Here is a 20,358-nt window from a genome sequence, read left to right on the forward strand (position 1 = left end):
GCACGGGGTCAGAGCATCTGCCGGTGTACCCTCGCCTCCCACGGCGCGAGGACCAGCCGGCTGGGGGGAGCGGGGACGGACGGGCCGTTGCCCAGGACGAGTTCGGCTCCCTCCCAGCCGTCCGGCAGCGCCACGTCGACCGTCTCGCCGGTGAAGTTCCCGGCGATGAGCAGGGTCGTGGCCCCGTGGCGGCGGGTGAAGGCGTAGATCCGCTCGTCGTCCGGCAGCAGCATGGTGAAGTCGCCGTGCACGACGGCCGGTTCGCTGCGCCGCAGCGCGATCAGCCGCCGGTAGTGGTGGAGGACGGAGTCGGGATCCGTCCGGGCGGCAGCGGCGTTGACCTCGGTGTGGTCGGGGTTGACCGGCAGCCAGGGGGTGCCCGTCGTGAAGCCGGCCTGCGGCGAGGCGTCCCACTGCATGGGGGTACGGGCGTTGTCCCGGCCCATCGCCCGAAGCCCGGGCAGGATGTCCTCGGGCTCGGCTCCGGCACGCAGTTCCTGCGCGTAGTGGTTCAGGGACTCGATGTCCCGGAAGTCCTCGATGGTGCGCAGGGGCGCGTTCGCCATGCCCAGTTCTTCGCCCTGGTAGATGTACGGCGTGCCGCGGTGCAGGTGGAGGACGGTGGCCAGCATCTTCGCGGACCGTATCCGGTGGCGGGGCCCGTCGTCGCCGAACCGGGAGACCACGCGAGGCTGGTCGTGGTTGTTCCAGTACAGGCTGTTCCACCCGACGTCGGCGAGGCCGGCCTGCCAGCGGCCCAGTGACGCCTTGAGATCGGTCAGGCGCAGCGGCCGGGGATCGAACTTGCCGCTGCCGTGGTCGAGTCCGACGTGCTCGAACTGGAAGACCATGTCGACTTCGGCCCGTCGCGGGTCCGTGAACAGCCGGGCCTGTTCGACGGTCACCCCGGGCATCTCGCCGACGGTGAGCAGCCGGCCGGGATACCGGGCGAACACCTCACGGTGCATTTCCTGGAGGTAGTCGTGGATGCGCGGGCCGCAGACGTAGTGGGGCGAGCCGTCACCGTACGGGCCGTCGCCACGCAGTTCGCCGTCGGGCAGTTCCGGATCCTTGGAGATGAGGTTGATGACGTCCATCCGGAAGCCGTCCACCCCGCGCTCCAGCCACCAGCGCATCATGGCGTGGACGGCCTGCCGCAGGTCGGGGTTCTCCCAGTTGAGATCCGGCTGTTTCGGGGAGAAGAGGTGGAGGTAGTACGCGTCACTCGTGGCGTCGTGCGCCCAGGCCGAGCCGGAGAAGAACGAGCCCCAGTTGTTGGGTTCACCACCCTCACGCGGTGGACGCCACCAGTACCAGTCACGTTTCGGACTGTCCGGATCGCGTGACTCCTGGAACCAGGGATGCTCGTCGGACGTGTGATTGACGACCAGGTCCATGACCAGTTTCATCCCGCGCTCGTGCACGGCGGCGAGCAGCCGGTCGAAGGCCGCCAGGTCACCGAAGACGGGATCGATGTCCTGATAGTCGCTGATGTCGTAGCCGTTGTCGTCCTGCGGCGACGGGTAGACGGGGGACAGCCACAGCACATCGACGCCCAGCTCCGCGAGGTGGTCCAGCCGGCCGGTGAGGCCCGCCAGGTCGCCGATGCCGTCACCGTCCGAGTCGGCGAAGCTACGGGGATAGACCTGGTAGACGACCGAGGACTTCCACCACGCGTCGTTGTCCTGCGCTGCACTGCCGCCCGCCATGGGAGGTCCCTCTCTCGCCTCGGGAGTCACGCGATGTGGTTCCCCTTCCCCGGACAGGGCGGTTGTAGCGGACAGCCGCCCGTGTGCAGCGGACAGCGGCCCGTGCCCCGCGCCGGGCGAGGGGCGAAAAGCCGGTCAGTCCGACCCGGGGCAGCGAGAACCGGTGAGAGATGAGAGGGTCGGGCGGGTGAGTGAGACACCACCGAACACCATGCAATACCGCCTCGACGGGCCGGATGACGCTCCGGTCCTGGTCATCGGGCCCTCCCTCGGGACGACCTGGCACATGTGGGATCGCCAGATACCCGAGCTATCCCAGCACTGGAGAGTCTTCCGCTACGACCTGCCGGGCCACGGCGGCGCCCCCGCCCACGCGGCGTCCTCGGTCGCCGAGCTGTCGGACCGGCTGATCGCCACCCTCGACGGGCTCGGCATCCAGCGGTTCGGGTACGCGGGCTGCTCGATCGGCGGGGCCGTCGGGGCGGACCTGGCCCTGCGCCACCCGCACCGGGTGGCCTCGCTGGCGCTGGTGGCCTCCTCGCCCCGGTTCGGCACGGCCGACGAGTTCCGGCAGCGCGGAGTGATCGTCCGTACCAACGGCCTGGAGCCGATGGCCCGCACCGCGCCGGAACGCTGGTTCACACCCGGCTTCGCCGCCGCGCAGCCCGCCATCGTGGAGTGGGCCGTGCAGATGGTCCGTACCACCGACCCCGGCTGCTACATCGCGGCGTGCGAGGCGCTGGCCACGTTCGACATCCGCGACCGCCTGGGCCGCATCGGCGTCCCGACCCTCGTCCTCGTCGGCGCGGAGGACCAGGTCACCGGGCCCGCCGAGGCCCGCACGCTGGTCGCCGGGATACCGGACGCCCGCCTCGCGCTCGTCCCCGGCGCCTCGCACCTGGCCCCGGTCGAGCAGCCCGCGGCCGTCTGCGACCTGCTCCTGACGCACTTCTCCACCGCCTGGCAGGACGCGCCCGCCGCCGCCCCCGCCACCCCGCTCGTCCCCGGACCGGCCACGCCCGCCACCTCGTTCGCCCCCGTCGCCGAGATCGCCCCGGCGCCCGACGCGCCCGAGGCCGTGGGCCCGCAGCGGGAGAGCCGCCACGAGCGCGGCGTGAAGGTGCGCCGCGAGGTGCTGGGGGACGCGCACGTCGACGCCGTGAACGCCTCCGCCGACCCGTTCACCGAGGACTTCCAGGAGCTGGTCACCCGGTACGAGTGGGGCGAGGCCTGGAGCCGGGACGGCCTGGACCGCCGTACCCGCAGCTGCGTCGCGCTCACCGCGCTCGTCGCCTCCGGCCACCTGGAGGGCCTGGCCGCGCACACCCGCGCCGCCCTGCGCAACGGCCTGACCCCCGCCGAGATCAAGGAGGTTCTCCTCCAGACCGCCGTCTACTGCGGCATCCCGGCGGCCGGCGCGGCCTTCGCCATCGCGCAGTCCGTGATCCAGGAGGAAACCACCCCGCCCGCGTAGCAGGATGGAGCCATGAACGCATCGCCTCAGCCACTCACGCTCACCAAGAAGACCCACTCCTGCGTGCGGATCGAGAAGGAGGGGCGCGTCCTGGTCATCGACCCGGGCGGCTTCTCCGAGGACGACGCGGCACTCGGCGCCGACGTCCTGCTCGTCACGCACGAGCACCCGGACCACTTCGACGAGGCCAGGCTCCGGGCGGGTCTGGAGGCCAACCCGGCGGCGGAGATCTGGACCCTGCGCAGCGTGGCCGACCAGCTCTCGGCCGCCTTCCCGGGCCGCGTGCACACGGTCGGCGACGGGGACGCGTTCTCGGCGGCCGGGTTCGACGTCACCGTGCACGGGGAGCTGCACGCGGTGATCCACCCCGACATCCCGAGGATCACCAACATCGGCTTCCTGGTCGACGGTTCGGTCTTCCACCCCGGCGACGCCCTCACCGTCCCCGACCGCCCCGTGGACACCCTCCTGCTGCCGGTGATGGCCCCCTGGAGCAAGATCTCCGAGGTCATCGACTACGTACGCGAGGTGAAGCCGCGCCGGGCGATCGACGTCCACGACGCCCTGCTCACGGACCTCGCGCGGCCGATCTACGACAACCAGATCGGCGCTCTCGGCGGCGCGGACCACGGCCGGCTGGCCCCGGGCGGCACCACCGAGCTGTGAGCCCGGCGGCCGCTGTCAGTGGGAGCCGCTAGGTTGGCTGCCATGCGCATCGCGACCTACAACGTCAATTCGATCACCGCCCGGCTGCCGAGGCTCCTGGCCTGGCTGGAGAGCAGCGGCACCGATGTGCTGTGCATCCAGGAGACCAAGTGCACGGCCGAGCAGTTCCCCGCCGAAGCCCTGCGCGAGGCGGGCTACGAGTCCGCGGTCAACGCCACCGGCCGGTGGAACGGGGTCGCGCTGCTCTCCCGGGTCGGCCTCACCGACGTCGTCTCCGGGCTGCCGGGCGGCCCGGAGTACGAGGGGGTGCAGGAGCCCCGCGCGATCTCCGCGACCTGCGGCCCGCTGCGCCTGTGGTCGGTCTACGTCCCCAACGGCCGCGAGGTCGAGCACGACCACTACACGTACAAGCTGGCCTGGCTGGAGGCCCTGCGGAAGGCCGTCGCGGCCGACGCGGCGGGGACCCGGCCGTTCGCGGTCCTGGGCGACTTCAACGTGGCCCCGACCGACGAGGACGTCTGGGACCCGGCGCTCTTCGCGGGCGCCACGCATGTGACGCCCGCCGAGCGCGCGGCCCTCGCGGCCCTGGAGGGGGAGGGGCTGGGCGAGGTGCTGCCCCGCCCCCTCAAGTACGACCGGGCGTACACCTTCTGGGACTACCGGGAGCTGCGCTTCCCCAAGAACAAGGGCATGCGGATCGACCTGACCTTCGGCAACCCCGCGTTCACCGCCGCCGTCAAGGACAGCTATGTGGACCGCGAGGAGCGCAAGGGCAAGGGCGCGTCCGACCACGCGCCGGTGGTGGTGGACCTCGACCTCGACCTCTGAGCGGGTGCGAGCCGAGGCGGGCGAGAGGCAGGGGACCACGTGACAACCCAAGGTTGACACTCCCAGGAGTGTCAACCTACGGTTGTCACATGACGCAGCCTCTCCCTGTCACCCCTTCCGTGCGCCTCGACGATCTGATCGAGGCCATCAAGAAGACCAACGCCGACGCGCTGGAGCAGCTCTCCGGCGCCGTCCTCGCCGCCGACCACCTCGGTGACGTGGCCGACCACCTCATCGGTCACTTCGTGGACCAGGCCCGCCGCTCCGGCGCCTCCTGGACCGACATCGGCCGGAGCATGGGGGTCACCCGCCAGGCCGCCCAGAAGCGCTTCGTGCCGAAGAAGGGCGAGAGCTCCTCCGACCTGGACCCGAACGAGGGCTTCAACCGCTTCACCCCGCGCGCCCGCAACGTGGTGGTCGCCTCCCACAACGAGGCCCAGGCCGCCCGGCACGCCGAGATCGTCCCCGCCCACCTGATCCTCGGCCTGCTCGCCGAGCCCGAGGCCGTCGCCGTCCGCGTCCTCGCCGGGAAGGGCGTGGAGCCGGACACGCTGCGGGCGGCGGCGGCCGCGGCGCTGCCCGCCCCGGTGGACGAGGCGCCCGAGCTGATCCCGTACGACGCGGACGCCAAGAAGGTCCTGGAGCTGACCTTCCGCGAGGCCCTGCGCCTGGGCCACAACTACGTCGGCACCGAGCACATCCTGCTGGCCCTGCTGGAGTTCGAGGACGGCTCCGGCGTGCTGACCGGCCTCGGTCTGGACAAGGAGGCCGTGTCCGCCGCGGTGGAGCGGGCGGTGGGCGAGGCGGCAGGGGCGCTCGGGCAGCAGCCCTGAGGCTCCCGAGCGGCCCCCGCACCACGTGGACGGCGGCCTCAGTGCACCGAGAACCCGCCGTCCACGAACAACGACTGCCCGGTGACGTACGCCGATGAGCGCCCCGCCAGGAACACCGCCGCCCCGGCGAAGTCCTCCGCGAGCCCGTTGCGGCCGACCATCGTCCGGGCGGCCAGCGACGCCACCTTTTCCGGGTCCGACTGGAGGCGCGCGTTCAGCGGGGTCAGCACGAACCCCGGGACCAGGGTGTTCACGGTGACGCCGTACGGAGACCACGCCTCGGCCTGCGACCGGGCCAGCGACTCCAGCCCGCCCTTGGACACCCCGTACGCACCGCTGCTCACAAAGGCGCGGTGGGCCTGCTGCGAGCTGACATGAATGATCCGCCCGTAACCCCGCTCGGCCATCCCGGGCCCGAACCGCTGCCCCAGCAGGAACGGCGCCTTGAGGTTCACGGCCATGGTGGTGTCCCAGACGTCCTCACCCAGCTCGTCCATGGGCGGCCGCAGGTTGATCCCGGCGCAGTTGACGAGGATGTCCGGCTCCCCGAAAGCGGCCACCACCCCGTCGGCGGCGGCCCGCACACCCTCACCGGTCCCCAGATCGGCGCTCACCCAGGCGGCCCGGCACTCGGCGGCCGCCAACTCGTCGACGGTCGCCTTCAGTTCACTCTCCCGGCGGGCCACCACGACCACACGCGCCCCGGCCCGGGCGAGCGCCCCGGTGATGGCCCGCCCGATCCCGGAGCTGCCGCCGGTCACGACGGCGACCCGGTCGGCCAGCGAGAACAGGTCGGAAACATAGCTCTGAGCACTCATGTTCGTACCCTAGGACATCGGTTTCCGCCCGCTCGGTGCCACCTGCGGTCCGGGGTGGGCGGAGGCTGTCCGGGGTGGTCGCCGGCCCGGCCCCCGGCGGGGTCCGCGCGCCCTGTGGTGCGGAACCTGGCAAGGGTGGGACCCTAGTGGTATGAACATCCCTTTCTTGGACAACTGGCGTAAGCGTCAGGGCAGTACGCAGGGGCACGCGCTCGCGGCCGCCGTCGAAGCTGATCCCGACGGTGTGGCCGAGCTGCTCGCCGAATGCGAACTGCTGCGTGCCCGGGCGGGGCAGCAAGGACTCGAACTCGACGACAGCCCGGCCTCGTTGTCCGCGCTCGACCAGCTGCCGCCGCGCTGGCGCGACGACCCCGAGGAGCTGCCCTGGCTGGGCAACGACGCCGGGCTCTACCTGGGCACCGTCATCGTGCGCACCGTCCCGGGGGCGGCGTGGGACATCTGGCCGAGCGGGCAGCCCGTGGTGCGGCTGGAGTCCGGGCGGGAGATCGACGTCGTCGCCGCCGGGCTGGACTGGGCCATGACCGGTAGCCCCGAGCTCTCGCAGGTGTACGCGGAGTCGGCCGAGAACTGATCGCTACGGCCGGGAGCTCATCACCGGGAGCTCATCACCAAGAGAGATAAACAGCCTTATGTGCCATTTGAGCGTGTCGGGTGCGAAGTCCCTTTCCGGGCTGCATAGTTTGCGCTGACCTCGACACAGCGACAAGTGGGTAGGGCAGCGCATGGCCGTCGATCCGTTGATCGAACTGAGGGACGTCAACAAACACTTCGGAGAGTTGCACGTACTTCAGGACATCAATCTCACCGTCGGCCGCGGGGAGGTGGTGGTGGTCATCGGCCCCTCCGGCTCCGGGAAATCGACCCTGTGCCGGGCGGTCAACCGGCTGGAGACGATCGAGTCCGGTTCCATCCTGATCGACGGCAAGCCCCTCCCCGCGGAGGGCAAGGGCCTGGCCCAGCTCCGCGCCGAAGTCGGCATGGTCTTCCAGTCGTTCAACCTCTTCGCCCACAAGACCGTGCTGGCCAATGTGTCCCTGGCCCAGCTCAAGGTCCGCAAGCGCAAGAAGGAGGAGGCCGACCGGCGCTCCCGGGAACTGCTGGAGCGGGTCGGCCTCGCCTCCCAGGCCGACAAGTTCCCCGTCCAGCTCTCCGGCGGCCAGCAGCAGCGCGTGGCGATCGCCCGCGCTCTCGCCATGGACCCCAAGGCACTGCTCTTCGACGAGCCCACCTCGGCGCTCGACCCGGAGATGATCAACGAGGTGCTGGAGGTCATGCAGCAGCTTGCGCAGGAGGGCATGACCATGGTCGTGGTCACCCACGAGATGGGCTTCGCCCGGTCCGCCGCCAACCGCGTCGTCTTCATGGCCGACGGCCGCGTGGTCGAGGACCGTACCCCGGAGGACTTCTTCACCGCCCCGGAGAGCGACCGTGCCAAGGACTTCCTGTCCAAGATCCTCAAGCACTGACAGGGGGCCCTTCGTGTCGCGTACCCACACCTTGCCCACCAGCAGTGCCCGCCGCCGCGGCGCCGCCCTCGCCCTCTGCCTCCTGCTCACCGTGCTCGCCGCGGCCTGCGGCAAGGAGGGCAGCCCGCCGGTCAAGGGACCGGCGCCCGAGGCGCTGCCCGTCTACCCAGTGGACCAGGGCTTCGAACTGCCCGCGTCGCCCACCTGGCGGAAGGCGGAGCGGCGCGGCTACCTGATCGTCGGCGCCAAGGAGGACCAGCCCTATCTGGGCGAGAAGGACCCCGCCAGCGGCGTCTACTCCGGCTTCGACATCGAGATCGCCCGGATGATGGCGGCCTCCCTCGGCTTCGAACCGAAGACCATCCGTTTCCGGACGATCGCCTCCGCGAACCGCGAGACCGCCCTCCAGAACGGCCAGATCGACTACTACGTCGGCACCTACACCATCAACGACATGCGCAAGAAGCTCGTCGGCTTCGCCGGCCCCTACTACATGGCGGGCCAGGGACTCCTGGTGCGTACCGACGAGAACGACATCAAGGGCCCCCAGGACCTCGACGGCAGGACGGTCTGCTCGGCGGCCGGCTCCACGCCCTACCAGCGCATCGCCGAGGACTTCCCCAAGGCGGTGCTCGTCGCCTACGACACGTACTCGATCTGCGTCGACAACCTGCTGACCTTCCAGGTCGACGCCGTCACCACCGACGACGCGATCCTGCTGGGCTTCGCGGCCAAGGCGCCCGACGAGATGAAGGTCGTCGGCAAGCCGTTCTCCGAGGAGCCGTACGGCATCGGCGTACCGCGCAACGACAACGCGCTGCGGGGCGCCCTCAACGACGCGCTGGAGGCGAACGAGAAGAACGGCAACTGGAAGAAGGCGTTCGAGGCGACGCTGGGGCGCTCCGGCGTGCCCGCGCCGACCCCGCCGCCCATCGACCGCTACCCGGCGAACTGAGGGGACGGCGCCACCCATGGACGTACTGACAGACAACTTCTCCCTCTACGGCGAGGGCTTCCTCGGCACCGTCGAGCTGACGGTCTACTCCTCGGCCCTCGCCCTCGCCCTCGGCTTCGTGATGGCCTCCTTCCGCGTCGCGCCCGTAGGCTCACTGCGGGTGCTGGGCACGGTCTGGGTGACCGTGCTGCGCAACACCCCGCTGACACTGCTGTTCTTCGCGGTCCTCCTCGGCCTGCCCCGCTTCGGCCTCGTACTGCCCTTCCAGCTCTTCGCCGTCCTGGCGCTCGGCTGCTACACCTCCGCGTTCATCTGCGAGGTGCTGCGCTCCGGCATCAACACCGTGCCCACCGGCCAGGGCGAGGCCGCCCGCAGCCTCGGGATGACCTTCGGGCAGACCTTGAACCAGGTCGTCCTGCCGCAGGCCTTCCGCTCGGTGATCCCGCCGGTCGGCTCCACCCTGATCGCGCTGGCCAAGAACTCCGCGATCGCCGGCGCGTTCAGCGTCACCGAACTCCTCGGCACCTACCGGACGCTCAACGAGCTGGGCTACAGCATCATCTGGACGTTCATCTGGATCGCCGTCGGCTACCTGATCATCACCCTCACCATCAGTGCGCTCTTCAACGTGATGGAGAAGCGCTGGGGAGTCGCACGATGACCCATGTCCCCTCGGCCACTGCGCTCTACGACATCCCGGGGCCGCAGGCCCGTAAACGGCATCTCCTGTACGGGATCGCCTCGACGGCCGTGATCCTCGCCCTCGTCGGCTGGATCATCTATCTGCTCTTCGACACCGACCAGTTCACCGCCGAGAAGTGGCGCCCCTTCGAGTACAAGGGCATCCAGGAACTGCTCCTGCGGGGCCTCGGCAACACGCTCAAGGCGTTCGCGTACGCCGCCGTCCTCTCCCTCGCCCTCGGTGCGGTCCTCGCGGTCGGCCGGCTCTCCGTGCACCGCCCGGTGCGCTGGATCTCGACGCTGCTGGTCGAGTTCTTCCGGGCCATGCCGGTGCTGGTGATGATCTTCTTCATCTTCGTGGCGCTGAAGGTCCAGGCCCTGCCCGCCCTGGTCGCCGGGCTGACCCTCTACAACGGCTCGGTCCTCGCGGAGGTCTTCCGCACCGGGATCAACTCCGTGGACCGGGGCCAGCGGGAGGCCGCGTACGCCCTCGGGATGCGCAAGACCCAGGTCACGACGTTCGTCCTGGCCCCCCAGGCCGTGCGCGCGATGCTGCCGACCATCATCAGTCAGCTGGTGGTCGCCCTCAAGGACACCTCACTGGGTTACCTGATCACCTACGAGGAATTCCTCCACGCGGGAAAGCTGATCGCGTCGAATCTCGACTACGATCTTCCCTTCATCCCTGTCGTGATGGTGATCTCTCCGATCTACATCGGCATGTGCATGTTGCTCTCGTGGTTCGCCACCTGGGTGGCGCGAAGGCAGCGGCGCAATCCGAAGACGGAGGCGGTGGGGGTGGCCCCGGCCGAGCCGGGGAAGCTGCTGCCGGGAGGGCAGTAGCGGAGCATGCCCCGCCCGGCAGCAGTCGGTGATCACTTCTCGCGCAGCGGGACCGAGAGATGACTCGGGTCCGAGGCGGGCGAGGAGAAGGTCAGCTGCGCGCCGGTCGGGTTGTGCTCGATGTACAGCGGATCGACGGTGTCGATCACCAGGGCGAGCCGGTGACCGGCCGGGACGTCGTAGGCCGTGGAGAACAGCTCCAGGTCGACGGGGAACGGCCGGCCCGGCGTCTGCGCGTGGAACGTGTACGGGGCGTTGCTGACCAGCTTGCCCACGCCGAGCGGGCCGACGTCGTAGAGGTACGCGACGAAGGTGCCGCTCGACTTCGTGCTGGTGACCGTGGTGTGCAGCTCCGCCGTGCCCCGGACGCGCTGCTCGGAGCCGTACCGCTCCGACTGCCACACGCTCGCGAAGGTGCGCGGCAGAAGGGGTACGGAGACGGTCGGCGGCAGCTTCAGGAACTGGTCCAGCGCGTTGGAGAGCAGCGTGATGCCCCCGTTGGCGCCCGAATCGACGTTCGCCCAGACCTTCTTCGTACCGTCGAGCTGTATACGGTTCTTCGCCGCGCCCACCGACTTCCAGTCCGCGTACCCCTCGTACCCCTTGTCGGTACGGGACTTGAGCTGGACGGGCTGCTCGGTGTCGATGCCGTTGCGCTCGCCCTTGAGGTAGCGGTCGAACCAGCGGCGGGTGCTCGTCCAGGTGTCGTTGGGCAGCCCGAACAGGCCGGTCAGCTCGGCGGTCGCGTGGTCGCCGGGGCGGAACTCCAGCCGCTTGGGGCCGGTGAGCTTCTCGTAGAACGAGGCGTACTGGTTGGGCGGGAAGATCGTGTCGCCCCAGGCGTTGCCCATCATGATGGCGGCGCCGTTGGTGTTGATCTTGTCGAGGTGGGTCGCGGGGGAGCGCTTGGCGCCCCAGGCGATCATCTCCGGTTCCTTGGCCAGGTTGGAGCCGAGGAAGTCCTTGAGCGTCTGCGAGAGTTCGTCGCTGGGGCGGCCGGTGATCAGCCCGGCGCCGCCGAGCAGGGCCGCTGCCTGGAGGTGCTGGGTCCGGCCGCTGTAGATGGAGTCGATCAGGTCGGCCCAGCCGCTGAGCGCGGCCACTGCCTTGATCCGCGAGTCGTGCCCGGCGGCCAGCAGGCTGATGCCCGCCCCGTAACTGACCCCGCCCATGCCGATCCGATCCGGGTCGGCCGAGGTGTTGGCCAGCGCCCAGTCGATGACGGCGGAGGCGTCCGCGATGTCCGGCGGACCGGCCACCTCGATCTTCCCGCCGGAGAGCCAGAAGCCGCGCGAGGTGTAACTCACCACCACATAACCGGAGTCGGCGAGCTTCTGGGCCTGCGCCAGATACTCGATCTGAGGCATGGCCCAGCTGGTCGGGAAGACGATGAGGGGGTGCTTCGCCCCGGCCGGCGCTCCGGACGGTCTGAACACATTGCCCTTGAGCGTGATGCCCCCGGAGCCGGGGATGTCGTGGAACGTCAGGCCCGGCGCGGAGGCGGCGCTCGCGGGGGCGGTTGCGGGCGCGGCTCCCGCCGCCGGAGCCGCGCCGAGGGCGGCTCCGGTCAGCAGGACGGCGGCGGTGGTGATCGAAGCGGTGGTGCGCAGTGCCGGTTTCGGACGTACCACGGGTCACTCCTCACGCGTGTCAGTGCAAAGTGACCCGACGGTAACCCCGGTTGTTTACCGCTGGTAACTATCGGGTGTGTTGCGTGAAGGTAACGATTGTTGGACGTGGTGTCAGTAGGCCTTCCGTCGTACGGAGGTGAGCGGGCGGCTCACTTCAGCGCGCTCTTCGCCTGCCAGTCGGCCCAGGACACGTTCCACGCGCCGTACCCGTTGCCCTCGGCGACCGTGCCCTTGGCGTCGGCGCCGGTGATCTCGAACGGGTCGCCCACCCGCACCTGCCCGTAGAGCGCGGCCGCGTTCGCGTCGCTCATCCCGAGACAGCCCGAGCTGCGGTTGGCGTTGCCGAAGTAGCCCGCGTTCCACGGCGCGGCGTGCGCGTACATCCCCGACCAGGTCAGCCGCATCGAGTAGTCGACCATCTTGTCGTAGGCGTCGCCGAGGCCCACCGTCTCGGAGCGCATGTTGATCGTGCCCTCCTTGGACATCAGGACGGCCGTGCCCCGCCAGGACGCCTTGTCGCCGCCCGGGGTGCCACCCGACATCGGCGCCTGGAACACCTGCTTGCCGTCGCGGTGGAGGGAGAGGCGGTGCCCGTCGAGGTCGACCTTGACCACCTGGGCGGCGCCGATGGTGAACGTCGTGGCGTAGTCACGGACGAACCAGCCGCCGTCCGCGCCCGTGTCGATGCCGTTCAGCTCGGCGGCCAGCGTGACCTTCGTACCCGGCTTCCAGTACTCCTCGGGCCGCCAGTCGACGCGGTCCTTGCCCGAGTAGTCCTGCAGCCAGCCCCAGGAGCCCTCGGTGTCGTTCGACGTGGACACCTGCAGGGCCTTCTCCACCGCCGCCTTGTTCTTCACCGGGTGGTCGAAGACGACCGACAGCGGCTGGGCGATCCCGACCGTGGTGTTCTTGCCCGGCGCGAGCGACAGCTTGTTCACCTTCTCCGCCTCGGCGGTCGAGAAGGTGGCGGTGTCGCTGCCGCCGTCCGCGTCCTTCGCCTCGACCGTGTACGCGGTTCCGGGCGCGGCGACCCGCTCGGATATCCAGGTCCGGCCGTCGGCGGATATCTTCCCGGCCAGCGCGCCGCCCTTGTCGGCCGTCACCGCGACCGTCTTCAGCTTCCCCTCCGCCAGCGTGACCTTCACCGGTTCACCGGGGGCCGCCGCCTTGCCCTGGAGATTCACGGAGATGCTGGTCGCGGGCGCCTTGCCGTCCCCGCCCTCCTGCGCGGCGGAGCCGGACGCGCCACCGCCCGAACAGGCTGTGAGCGCGGCGGCGAGCAGCGCCGCCGGGACGACGGTCAGGGCGGTACGGCGGTGGATGCGCGGGCGTGGGGAACTCAACGGAAAAACCTCCAGGGCTGCAGGGCTCGACAGGGGAGAGGCGATTTCCCCCCTGCCGGGTTCCGTTTCCCCCATGTCGGGTTCGGCCGGTCCCCCCGCCGGACCGGCACCGGACCCTGCGGAGTACCCTCCACCGTCGGCCAGTACCTCGCAGCGCGGGAGAGACCAGTGAGCGGAACCGTCAAGCCCGAGGAGGCGGAAGGGGTCGATGGGCCGGCGGAGTCCGCAGTGACGCCCGACGGGTCCGCAGTGCCCGAAGAAGCCACGACCGAGCCCGGGATACTCCCGGCCCGGTCCGCCTCCGTCCTGCGCAGCGGGGCCGTGATGGCGGCGGGCTCCGTCGTCTCCCGCGCCACCGGCTTCGTCCGCTCGGCGGTCGTCCTCGCCGCGCTCGGCACCGGGCTGACCGCCGACGGCTACACGGTCGCCAACACCGTCCCCAACATCCTCTACATCCTGCTCATCGGCGGCGCGCTCAACGCGGTCTTCGTCCCCGAACTGGTCCGGGCCGCCAAGGAGCACGCCGACGGCGGAGCCGCGTACACCGACCGGCTGCTCACCCTGTGCACCGTCGGCCTCCTCGCCCTCACCGCGCTCGCCGTGGCGGCGGCGCCCCTGATCGTCGGCCTCTACACCGACTATGACGGACGCCAGGCCGAGCTGACCGTCGCGCTGGCCCGCTACTGCCTGCCGCAGATCCTCTTCTACGGGCTCTTCACCCTGCTCGGCCAGGTCCTCAACGCCCGAGGCCGGTTCGGCGCGATGATGTGGACCCCGGTCCTCAACAACATCGTGATCATCGGGGTGTTCGGCCTCTACATCGCCGTCGCCGCGAGCTCCGGCGGCGCCCTCTCCGACCGGGACGCCCACCTCCTGGGCTGGGGCACCACCGCCGGGATCGCCGTGCAGACCCTCGCGCTGCTTCCCGCGCTGCGGGCCGCGAAGTTCCGCTGGCGGCCCCGCTTCGACTGGCGCGGCAGCGGACTGACCCGGCCGATGCGCGCGGCCGGCTGGCTCGTCCTGCTGGTGCTCACCAACCAGCTCGCGTACTGGGTCGTCACCCGGCTCTCCACCACCGCCGGTCAGCAGGCGTTCGAGCAGCAGGTGGCGGGCGGGGCGGGGTATGCCGCCTACAGCTACGCCTACCAGCTCTGGGTCGTCCCGCAGGGCATCATCACCGTCTCCCTCGTCACCGCGCTGATGCCCCGGATGAGCCGGGCGGCGGCCGACGGGGACCTCGCCGGGGTGCGGCGCGATGTCGCGTACGCGCTGCGGACCAGCGCCGCCGTCGTCGTGCCCGCCGCCACCGTGTTCCTGGTCCTCGCACCCTGGGTGATCGGCTCCGTCTTCGGGTACGGGCGCACCACCGACGCCGACATCACGGTGATGGCCGGAATCATGATGGCGTTCGCCCCCGGACTCATCGCCTTCTCCGGGCAGTACGTCCTCTCCCGCGGCTTCTACGCGATGAGCGACACCCGCACACCGTTCCTGCTCAACCTCGTGGTCGCCGCCGTCAACGCCGGCCTCTCGGCGGCCGCCTACTGGGTGCTGCCCGTCCGCTGGGCCGTGACCGGGATGGCCGGAGCGAGCACGGTGGCCTTCGTCGTCGGCTTCGCCGTCACCGGGTACGTGCTGTCCCGGCGGCTCTCGGGGGCCGGGACCGGGACCCTGCTGCGCTCACCCACCCTCGGCGCCCACCTCAAGCTGATCGCCGCCTGCCTGCCCGCCGGGGCGCTCGCCTACGGGGCCGCCCGCGCGGCCGAGGGCGCGGGGGACATCGCGGCCGTCGGGGCCGGGACCCTCGCGCTGCTGCTCACGGTGGTGCTGCTGGCCCGGCCGCTGAGGATCGGTGAGATCACCGCGATGGTGGACGGCGGCCGGGACCGGCTGCGGCGCTGAGGCCGGACCCGGTCAGCTGTCCGCCCGGTGGGAGGCAGGTGGTGTCGTCGGTACGGGCGCCTGCGCCGCGCGGGTGACATCGCCGATGACCTCCACCACATCGGGGCCGTACGCCTGGGAGTTGACCACCTTCAGCAGCAGCGCGAACGACTTGGTGCCGTGCTTGCGCAGCAGCTTCTCGTAGTGGCGAGACACATAACGGGTCGCCGCCTGGTTAGTGATGGCCCGCTGCCCGCAGAACAGGAAGACCGGGCGCGCCTCCTGACCGCCCGTCAGCCGTGCGAGCAGGACGTACTCCGAGATCCCCGGCTCCAGCCGGTAGCGCTCCGAACCGATCTGGAAGGCGACCCGGTCCGGGCCGGGCTCCGGGTCGGTGTTGATCCGTACACCGGGGAGCAGGGTCCGCAGGTGGGCCGCCATCCGCTGGTTGGACGTCGGGCCGCCGACGCAGAACTCCGTACGCTCCCCGAAACCCTGCTGCGCCACGTCGTGCGTCACGATCTGCGCGTTGGCCGCGCAGTCCTTGATCAGCGCGGAGAGCTCCAGCAGCGCGAACACGTCGTACCGGTGCACGGACCCCTCGGCGCCCGCGTACCGGTTGACGACCAGCAGGCACTCGGAGTGGGCCGGCAGCCCGAAGAACGCCTGCTTACGGCGGAGCTTGCGCCGCAGGAGGTAGGTACGGGCCAGCCAGCCCAGCGATCCGCTGATCCCGGCGGCTATCACGCCCAGCACGATGTTGCGCACGTCGTCCGTCATGGCCGGGCATGTTATCGGTCATTCGGGTAACCGTTCGAGGCGGTCCTGACGATCCGGGCGCCCGCGGGCTAGCCTGCGCGGAGATCCGTTGACTGGAGGTTCGTATGCACCGTTCCGTCGGCCGGAACATGTCGATAGTGGCCGCCCTCGCCGTGGTCGCCTCGCTCGGGGCCACCGCCCCCGCGGGCTCCGCGGAGCCCGCCCACCGGCACCCCGCCCCACCCAAGTCCCCGGTGGCGGTGGGCTACGGGGGAGCGGTGGCCAGCGTCGACCGGGACGCGTCGGCGGCCGGGATCGAGGTGCTGCGCCAGGGCGGCAACGCGGTGGACGCGGCCGTGGCGACCGCCGCCGCGCTCGGCGTGACCGAGCCGTACTCGGCGGGCATCGGCGGCGGAGGCTACTTCGTCCACTACGACGCCAAGAAGCGCACGGTGCGGACCATCGACGGCCGCGAGACCGCACCCCGCAGCGCGGACGCCTCCCTCTTCCTGGAGAACGGCAAGCCCATCCCGTTCGAGGAAGGCGTCACCAGCGGCCTCGGCGTCGGCACCCCCGGCACCCCCGCCACCTGGGAGCGGGCGCTCGACACCTGGGGCTCCAAGTCCCTTCGTACGCTGCTGAAACCGGCCGAACGCCTGGCCCGGGACGGCTTCGTGGTGGACGGGACCTTCCGCTCCCAGACGGCCTCCAACCAGGCTCGGTTCGCCGACTTCCCCGCCTCCGCGAAGCTGTTCCTGCCGGGCGGTGAACTGCCCGTCGTGGGCTCGGTGTTCAAGAACCCCGACCTGGCCCGTACGTACGAGAAGCTCGGCCGCAAGGGCGTCGGGGAGCTGTACCGGGGCGAGTTGGCGGACGACATCGTGCGTACGGTCCACAAGCCACCCGTCGACGCGCAGGCCACCCGGACCGTCCGCCCCGGCGACCTGACCCGCAAGGACCTCGCCGCCTACCGCACGCTCCAGCAGAAGCCGACGAAGGCCGGCTACCGGGGCCTGGACGTCTACGGCATGGCGCCCTCCTCGTCCGGCGGTACGACGGTGGCCCAGGCCCTCAACATGTTGGAGCGCACCGACCTCTCCCGGGCGAGCCAGACCCGCTACCTCCACCGGCTCATCGAGGCCAGCCGTATCGCCTTCGCCGACCGGGGCCGCTGGGTCGGCGACCCGGCTTTCGAGGACGTGCCGACCAAGGAGCTGCTGAGCCAGCGGTTCGCGGACGCGCGCGGATGCCTGATCAGGGACGACGCGGTGCTGACCAGTCCGGTGACGCCCGGTGACCCACGGAACCCGGCCCGGTGCGGGAGCGGTGGTACGGCCGCGCCCACGACGTTCGAGGGCGAGAACACCACGCACCTGACGACGGCGGACAAGTGGGGCAACGTCGTCTCCTACACCCTGACGATCGAGTCCACCGGCGGCAGCGGCATCACGGTCCCCGGCCGCGGCTTCCTCCTCAACAACGAGCTGACCGACTTCTCCTTCGCCCCCGCCAACCCGGCCGTGCACGACCCGAACCTGCCGGGCCCGGGCAAGCGGCCCCGCTCGTCGATGTCCCCGACCATCGTGCTCAAGGACGGCAAGCCGCTCCTCGCCCTCGGCTCGCCGGGCGGCGCCACGATCATCACCACCGTGCTCCAGTCCCTCACCGGCCACCTCGACCGCGGGCTCCCGCTCGTCGACGCGATCGCCGCACCCCGCGCCAGCCAGCGCAACGCGGCCACCACCGAGATCGAGCCGGACCTGTGGAACAGCCCGGTCCGCGGCGAGCTCGAAGCGCTCGGCCACGCCTTCCGGCAGAACCCGGAGATCGGCGCCGCCACCGGCGTACAGCGGCTCCCCGACGGCCGCTGGCTGGCGGCGGCGGAAAAGGTGCGGCGGGGCGGCGGCTCGGCCATGGTGGTGCAGCCGGGCGGCAGGAGCTGACCCGGCCTCACGCAGCAGGGGCGGCGGGACCGGCCGTACGCGGACACACCGCGGGCGACCGGGACCGCCGCCGGGGGAGGGGAGAGCCGGAGATCCCGTGCCGGCAGCCGAGGAGGAGCCGCACGGGTTCCTCCGGTCGACCGAAGGGCCCGTCCCCCACGATGCGCACCCGAACGTTCGCTCTGACCGCCGTCACCTCCGCCGTCTGCGGTGCCGCCCTGCTCGGCCCGGCGGCCCTGCCCGCCACCGCCGGGGTCCCCGTACCTGACACACCGCCGGATACCCGGGTGGGTCCCGCGCCGGGAGACGTCGAGGACCCGGCGGTGAGCGCGGAGGAACTGCTCGCCGAGGTCCGCTCCTGTCGGCAGATCTCGCGCGGCAGGTACCGCACGGACGCGAACCGCTCCAAGGCCACCGTCCCCGTCTGCGGCACCACGGACGCCGTGTTCTGGAAGGCGGACATGGACATCGACTGCGACGGCCGGAAGACCAAGGCCTGCAACACGAAGTCCGACCCCTACTTCCAGCCGCAGACCGCGTTCCAGACCTCCGGGGGCACACCGCTGGACTCGGCCCGGCTGCCGTTCGTGGTGGTGCCCGCGCCGGGCCGGATCTGGGACTACCGGAAGTCCGGGCTGACCGGCGGCAGCGTCGTCGCCGTCATCCACAAGGGCCAGGTGCGGTACGCCGTCATCGGGGACACCGGGCCCGCCGGGATCATCGGCGAAGGGTCGTACGCACTGGCGGAGGAGCTGTCCATCGACCCCCACCCGACGACCGGCGGGGCCGCGTCCGGTGTCACGTACATCGCGTTCAAGGACTCCCGGATCTCACCGATCGAGAGCCGCGCCAAGGCGGAGCGCCGGGGCGAGGCACTGGCGAGGGCGTTCGTCGGACACGGGTGACGGGCCGGGCGGGTCAGAGAGCGGTGAGGACGCGCGGGCCGTCCTTCGTGATGGCCACCGTGTGCTCGGCGTGCGCCGCCCGGCTGCCGTCGGTCGTCCGCAGCGTCCAGCCGTCCGGGTCGTGGCGGAACTCGTCGAGGCCGCCGGCGAGCAGCATGGGCTCGATCGCGAGGACCATCCCGTGGCGCAGCGGCATGCCGCGCCCGGGCCGTCCCTCGTTCGGCACGGACGGGTCCTCGTGCATCGAACGGCCGATGCCGTGGCCGCCGTATCCGTCGAGGATGCCGTAACCCGCCTTGCGGCAGACCGTGCCGATGGCGTGGGCGATGTCTCCGATCCGGTTGCCGACGACCGCCGCCGCGATGCCCGCCTCCAGCGCGGTGGTGGCCGCGTCGATCAGCTCCGTGTCGGCGGGGCGGGCCTCGCCGACCGTGAAGCTGACCGCCGCGTCGCCCGCCCAGCCGCCGAGGAGGGCGCCCGCGTCCACGCTGACCAGGTCGCCGTCGCGCAGCGGTTCGGCGGAGGGGATGCCGTGGACGACCGCGTCGTTCACGGAGACGCAGATGACGGCGGGGAACGGGGTGGGCGCGAAGTGCGGCTTGTAGTCGAGGAACGGCGAGGAGGCCCCCGCCTCGCGCAGCACCTCGCGCGCCGCCTCGTCCAGCTCGCGCGGCGTCACGCCGATCGCCGCGACCTCCTGGGCGCGGGCCAGGATCCGCGCGACGACGCGTCCGGACTCACGCATGGCTTCGATGGATGTGTCTGTCTTGATGTGCACCATGCCCATTACTATACCGGTCGAAGCGGTATAGTAATGACGGTATAAGAATGGTGAACCGTAGTAGAGTGGCCTCATGGTCCGCACCCCTCTCACCCCTGAAGAGCGCCTCCGCGGCGAACGGCTCGGCCGCCTGCTCCGCGAGGCGCGCGGGGAGCGCAGCATGGTCGCCGTCGCGGCGAGCGCCGGAATCTCCGCCGAGACCCTCCGCAAGATCGAGACCGGCCGCGCCCCCACCCCCGCCTTCTTCACGGTCGCCGCGCTCGCCGGGGCGCTCGGCCTCTCCATGGACGAGCTGCTCGGCCGCTGCGCCCTGGAGCCCGCCGAGTCCGCCGAACCCGCCGTCGTACCCCTGATCGCGTAACGGGCGTGCGGTGCGTAGGGTCGCGTCCGTGACTCTCCAGGACTTCGCGCGCAGCGAATACGTCAGCCTGACCACCTACCGCAAGGACGGCACGCCCGTCGCCACGCCCGTATGGGCCGCGGCCGAGGGCGAGGTGCTCTACGTGTGGACCCGCTCCGACTCATGGAAGGTCAAGCGGCTCCGCAACAACACCGACGTGGTCGTCACCGTCTGCGACGTACGCGGCAGGATCGCCGAGGGTGCCCCGAGTGCCGAGGGCACCGCGCGCCTTCTCGACGCGGAGGAGACCCGCGCGGTGCGCAAGCTGCTGGCCCGCAAGTACACCTGGAAGTTCTGGCTCGTCGACTGGCCCGCCACCATCGCCCGCTTCGGCAAGCGCCCGCACACCGGGATCGCCGTCACCTTCTGAGCCCGCCCGCCGGTCGCGTACGGGGGCGCGCGGCGCCAACCCCTGTGCACC

General features: G+C 71.1%; 20 protein-coding genes. 14 read left to right on the forward strand and 6 right to left on the reverse strand.

The features are described from left to right. Positions 1-8: 8 nt before the first annotated feature. Positions 9-1,709, reverse strand: a complete 1,701-nt coding sequence (locus IF17_RS0105175) for a glycoside hydrolase family 13 protein (protein ID WP_030562594.1) — start codon at positions 1,707-1,709, stop codon at positions 9-11. Between the two features lie 211 nt (positions 1,710-1,920). Between IF17_RS0105175 and pcaDC the strand changes: the two genes are divergently transcribed. The 4 genes from pcaDC to IF17_RS0105195 all read left to right on the forward strand — a co-directional run bounded on the left by pcaDC (position 1,921) and on the right by IF17_RS0105195 (position 5,510). Further along, positions 1,921-3,183 (forward strand): bifunctional 3-oxoadipate enol-lactonase/4-carboxymuconolactone decarboxylase PcaDC, encoded by a 1,263-nt coding sequence (gene pcaDC / locus IF17_RS0105180; RefSeq protein ID WP_425315158.1) that lies wholly within the window; start codon positions 1,921-1,923, stop codon positions 3,181-3,183. Positions 3,184-3,195: 12 nt separating this feature from the next. Beyond that, the gene (locus IF17_RS0105185) at positions 3,196-3,849 is read left to right on the forward strand and encodes an MBL fold metallo-hydrolase (RefSeq protein WP_030562598.1); all 654 of its coding nucleotides are present in this window, start codon (positions 3,196-3,198) and stop codon (positions 3,847-3,849) included. A 42-nt stretch (positions 3,850-3,891) separates the two neighbouring features. Next, positions 3,892-4,677 (forward strand): exodeoxyribonuclease III, encoded by a 786-nt coding sequence (locus IF17_RS0105190; protein ID WP_030562600.1) that lies wholly within the window; start codon positions 3,892-3,894, stop codon positions 4,675-4,677. Positions 4,678-4,766: 89 nt separating this feature from the next. Continuing rightward, a complete protein-coding gene (locus IF17_RS0105195) occupies positions 4,767-5,510 on the forward strand; it encodes a Clp protease N-terminal domain-containing protein (RefSeq protein ID WP_030562602.1) in 744 nt (247 codons plus the stop codon). A gap of 38 nt (positions 5,511-5,548) precedes the next feature. On the opposite strand, the gene IF17_RS0105200 is transcribed toward IF17_RS0105195, so the two are convergent. After that, a complete protein-coding gene (locus IF17_RS0105200) occupies positions 5,549-6,328 on the reverse strand; it encodes an SDR family NAD(P)-dependent oxidoreductase (protein ID WP_030562605.1) in 780 nt (259 codons plus the stop codon). A gap of 151 nt (positions 6,329-6,479) precedes the next feature. Between IF17_RS0105200 and IF17_RS0105205 the strand changes: the two genes are divergently transcribed. From IF17_RS0105205 to IF17_RS0105225, 5 genes are all read left to right on the forward strand, one after another. Next, complete coding sequence (locus IF17_RS0105205; protein WP_030562607.1) at positions 6,480-6,920, forward strand: DUF6278 family protein; 441 nt, start codon at positions 6,480-6,482, stop codon at positions 6,918-6,920. Between the two features lie 151 nt (positions 6,921-7,071). Further along, positions 7,072-7,815 carry an amino acid ABC transporter ATP-binding protein gene (locus IF17_RS0105210; protein WP_030562609.1) on the forward strand — a complete coding sequence of 248 codons (744 nt, stop codon included), beginning with the start codon at positions 7,072-7,074 and terminating at the stop codon, positions 7,813-7,815. 13 nt (positions 7,816-7,828) lie between these two features. Continuing rightward, positions 7,829-8,770 carry a glutamate ABC transporter substrate-binding protein gene (locus tag IF17_RS0105215; RefSeq protein WP_380890461.1) on the forward strand — a complete coding sequence of 314 codons (942 nt, stop codon included), beginning with the start codon at positions 7,829-7,831 and terminating at the stop codon, positions 8,768-8,770. 16 nt (positions 8,771-8,786) lie between these two features. Continuing rightward, positions 8,787-9,431 carry an amino acid ABC transporter permease gene (locus tag IF17_RS0105220; RefSeq protein WP_030562613.1) on the forward strand — a complete coding sequence of 215 codons (645 nt, stop codon included), beginning with the start codon at positions 8,787-8,789 and terminating at the stop codon, positions 9,429-9,431. Then, the gene (locus IF17_RS0105225) at positions 9,428-10,294 is read left to right on the forward strand and encodes an amino acid ABC transporter permease (protein ID WP_030562614.1); all 867 of its coding nucleotides are present in this window, start codon (positions 9,428-9,430) and stop codon (positions 10,292-10,294) included. Before IF17_RS0105220 ends, IF17_RS0105225 begins: the two co-directional genes overlap by 4 nt. A 32-nt stretch (positions 10,295-10,326) precedes the next feature. Here the strand turns inward: IF17_RS0105225 and IF17_RS0105230 are convergent, their stop codons facing one another. Together IF17_RS0105230 and IF17_RS0105235 are read right to left on the reverse strand one after the other, a co-directional pair. Continuing rightward, positions 10,327-11,925: a CocE/NonD family hydrolase gene (locus IF17_RS0105230; protein ID WP_030562616.1), complete on the reverse strand. Its 1,599-nt coding sequence runs from the start codon at positions 11,923-11,925 to the stop codon at positions 10,327-10,329. A 149-nt stretch (positions 11,926-12,074) separates the two neighbouring features. Next, a complete protein-coding gene (locus tag IF17_RS0105235; RefSeq protein WP_030562618.1) occupies positions 12,075-13,268 on the reverse strand; it encodes a L,D-transpeptidase in 1,194 nt (397 codons plus the stop codon). Positions 13,269-13,496: 228 nt separating this feature from the next. Here IF17_RS0105235 and murJ point away from each other — a divergent pair, with 228 nt between their 5' ends. Then, positions 13,497-15,170 carry a murein biosynthesis integral membrane protein MurJ gene (murJ, locus tag IF17_RS0105240; protein WP_030562620.1) on the forward strand — a complete coding sequence of 558 codons (1,674 nt, stop codon included), beginning with the start codon at positions 13,497-13,499 and terminating at the stop codon, positions 15,168-15,170. A 12-nt stretch (positions 15,171-15,182) separates the two neighbouring features. Here the strand turns inward: murJ and IF17_RS0105245 are convergent, their stop codons facing one another. Beyond that, positions 15,183-15,929 (reverse strand): hypothetical protein, encoded by a 747-nt coding sequence (locus IF17_RS0105245; RefSeq protein ID WP_030562622.1) that lies wholly within the window; start codon positions 15,927-15,929, stop codon positions 15,183-15,185. A gap of 104 nt (positions 15,930-16,033) precedes the next feature. Between IF17_RS0105245 and ggt the strand changes: the two genes are divergently transcribed. Both ggt and IF17_RS0105255 read left to right on the forward strand, forming a co-directional pair. Continuing rightward, entirely contained in the window at positions 16,034-17,851 is a 1,818-nt protein-coding gene (gene ggt / locus IF17_RS0105250) for a gamma-glutamyltransferase (protein WP_030562624.1), read from the forward strand. Positions 17,852-18,012: 161 nt separating this feature from the next. Continuing rightward, on the forward strand, positions 18,013-18,756 hold the full coding sequence (locus IF17_RS0105255; protein WP_030562626.1) for a glycoside hydrolase family 75 protein: 744 nt from the start codon (positions 18,013-18,015) through the stop codon (positions 18,754-18,756). A 13-nt stretch (positions 18,757-18,769) separates the two neighbouring features. Here IF17_RS0105255 and map read toward each other — a convergent pair whose 3' ends face one another. Continuing rightward, the gene (gene map, locus IF17_RS0105260) at positions 18,770-19,537 is read right to left on the reverse strand and encodes a type I methionyl aminopeptidase (RefSeq protein ID WP_030562628.1); all 768 of its coding nucleotides are present in this window, start codon (positions 19,535-19,537) and stop codon (positions 18,770-18,772) included. Between the two features lie 73 nt (positions 19,538-19,610). Between map and IF17_RS0105265 the strand changes: the two genes are divergently transcribed. Together IF17_RS0105265 and IF17_RS0105270 are read left to right on the forward strand one after the other, a co-directional pair. After that, entirely contained in the window at positions 19,611-19,898 is a 288-nt protein-coding gene (locus IF17_RS0105265; protein WP_030562630.1) for a helix-turn-helix domain-containing protein, read from the forward strand. A 28-nt stretch (positions 19,899-19,926) separates the two neighbouring features. Next, the gene (locus IF17_RS0105270; RefSeq protein ID WP_030562632.1) at positions 19,927-20,307 is read left to right on the forward strand and encodes a PPOX class F420-dependent oxidoreductase; all 381 of its coding nucleotides are present in this window, start codon (positions 19,927-19,929) and stop codon (positions 20,305-20,307) included. Positions 20,308-20,358 lie beyond the last annotated feature (51 nt).

This window comes from Streptomyces cyaneofuscatus (genome assembly GCF_000718135.1).
In the GTDB taxonomy this organism is placed as follows: Bacteria; Actinomycetota; Actinomycetes; order Streptomycetales; family Streptomycetaceae; genus Streptomyces; species Streptomyces cyaneofuscatus.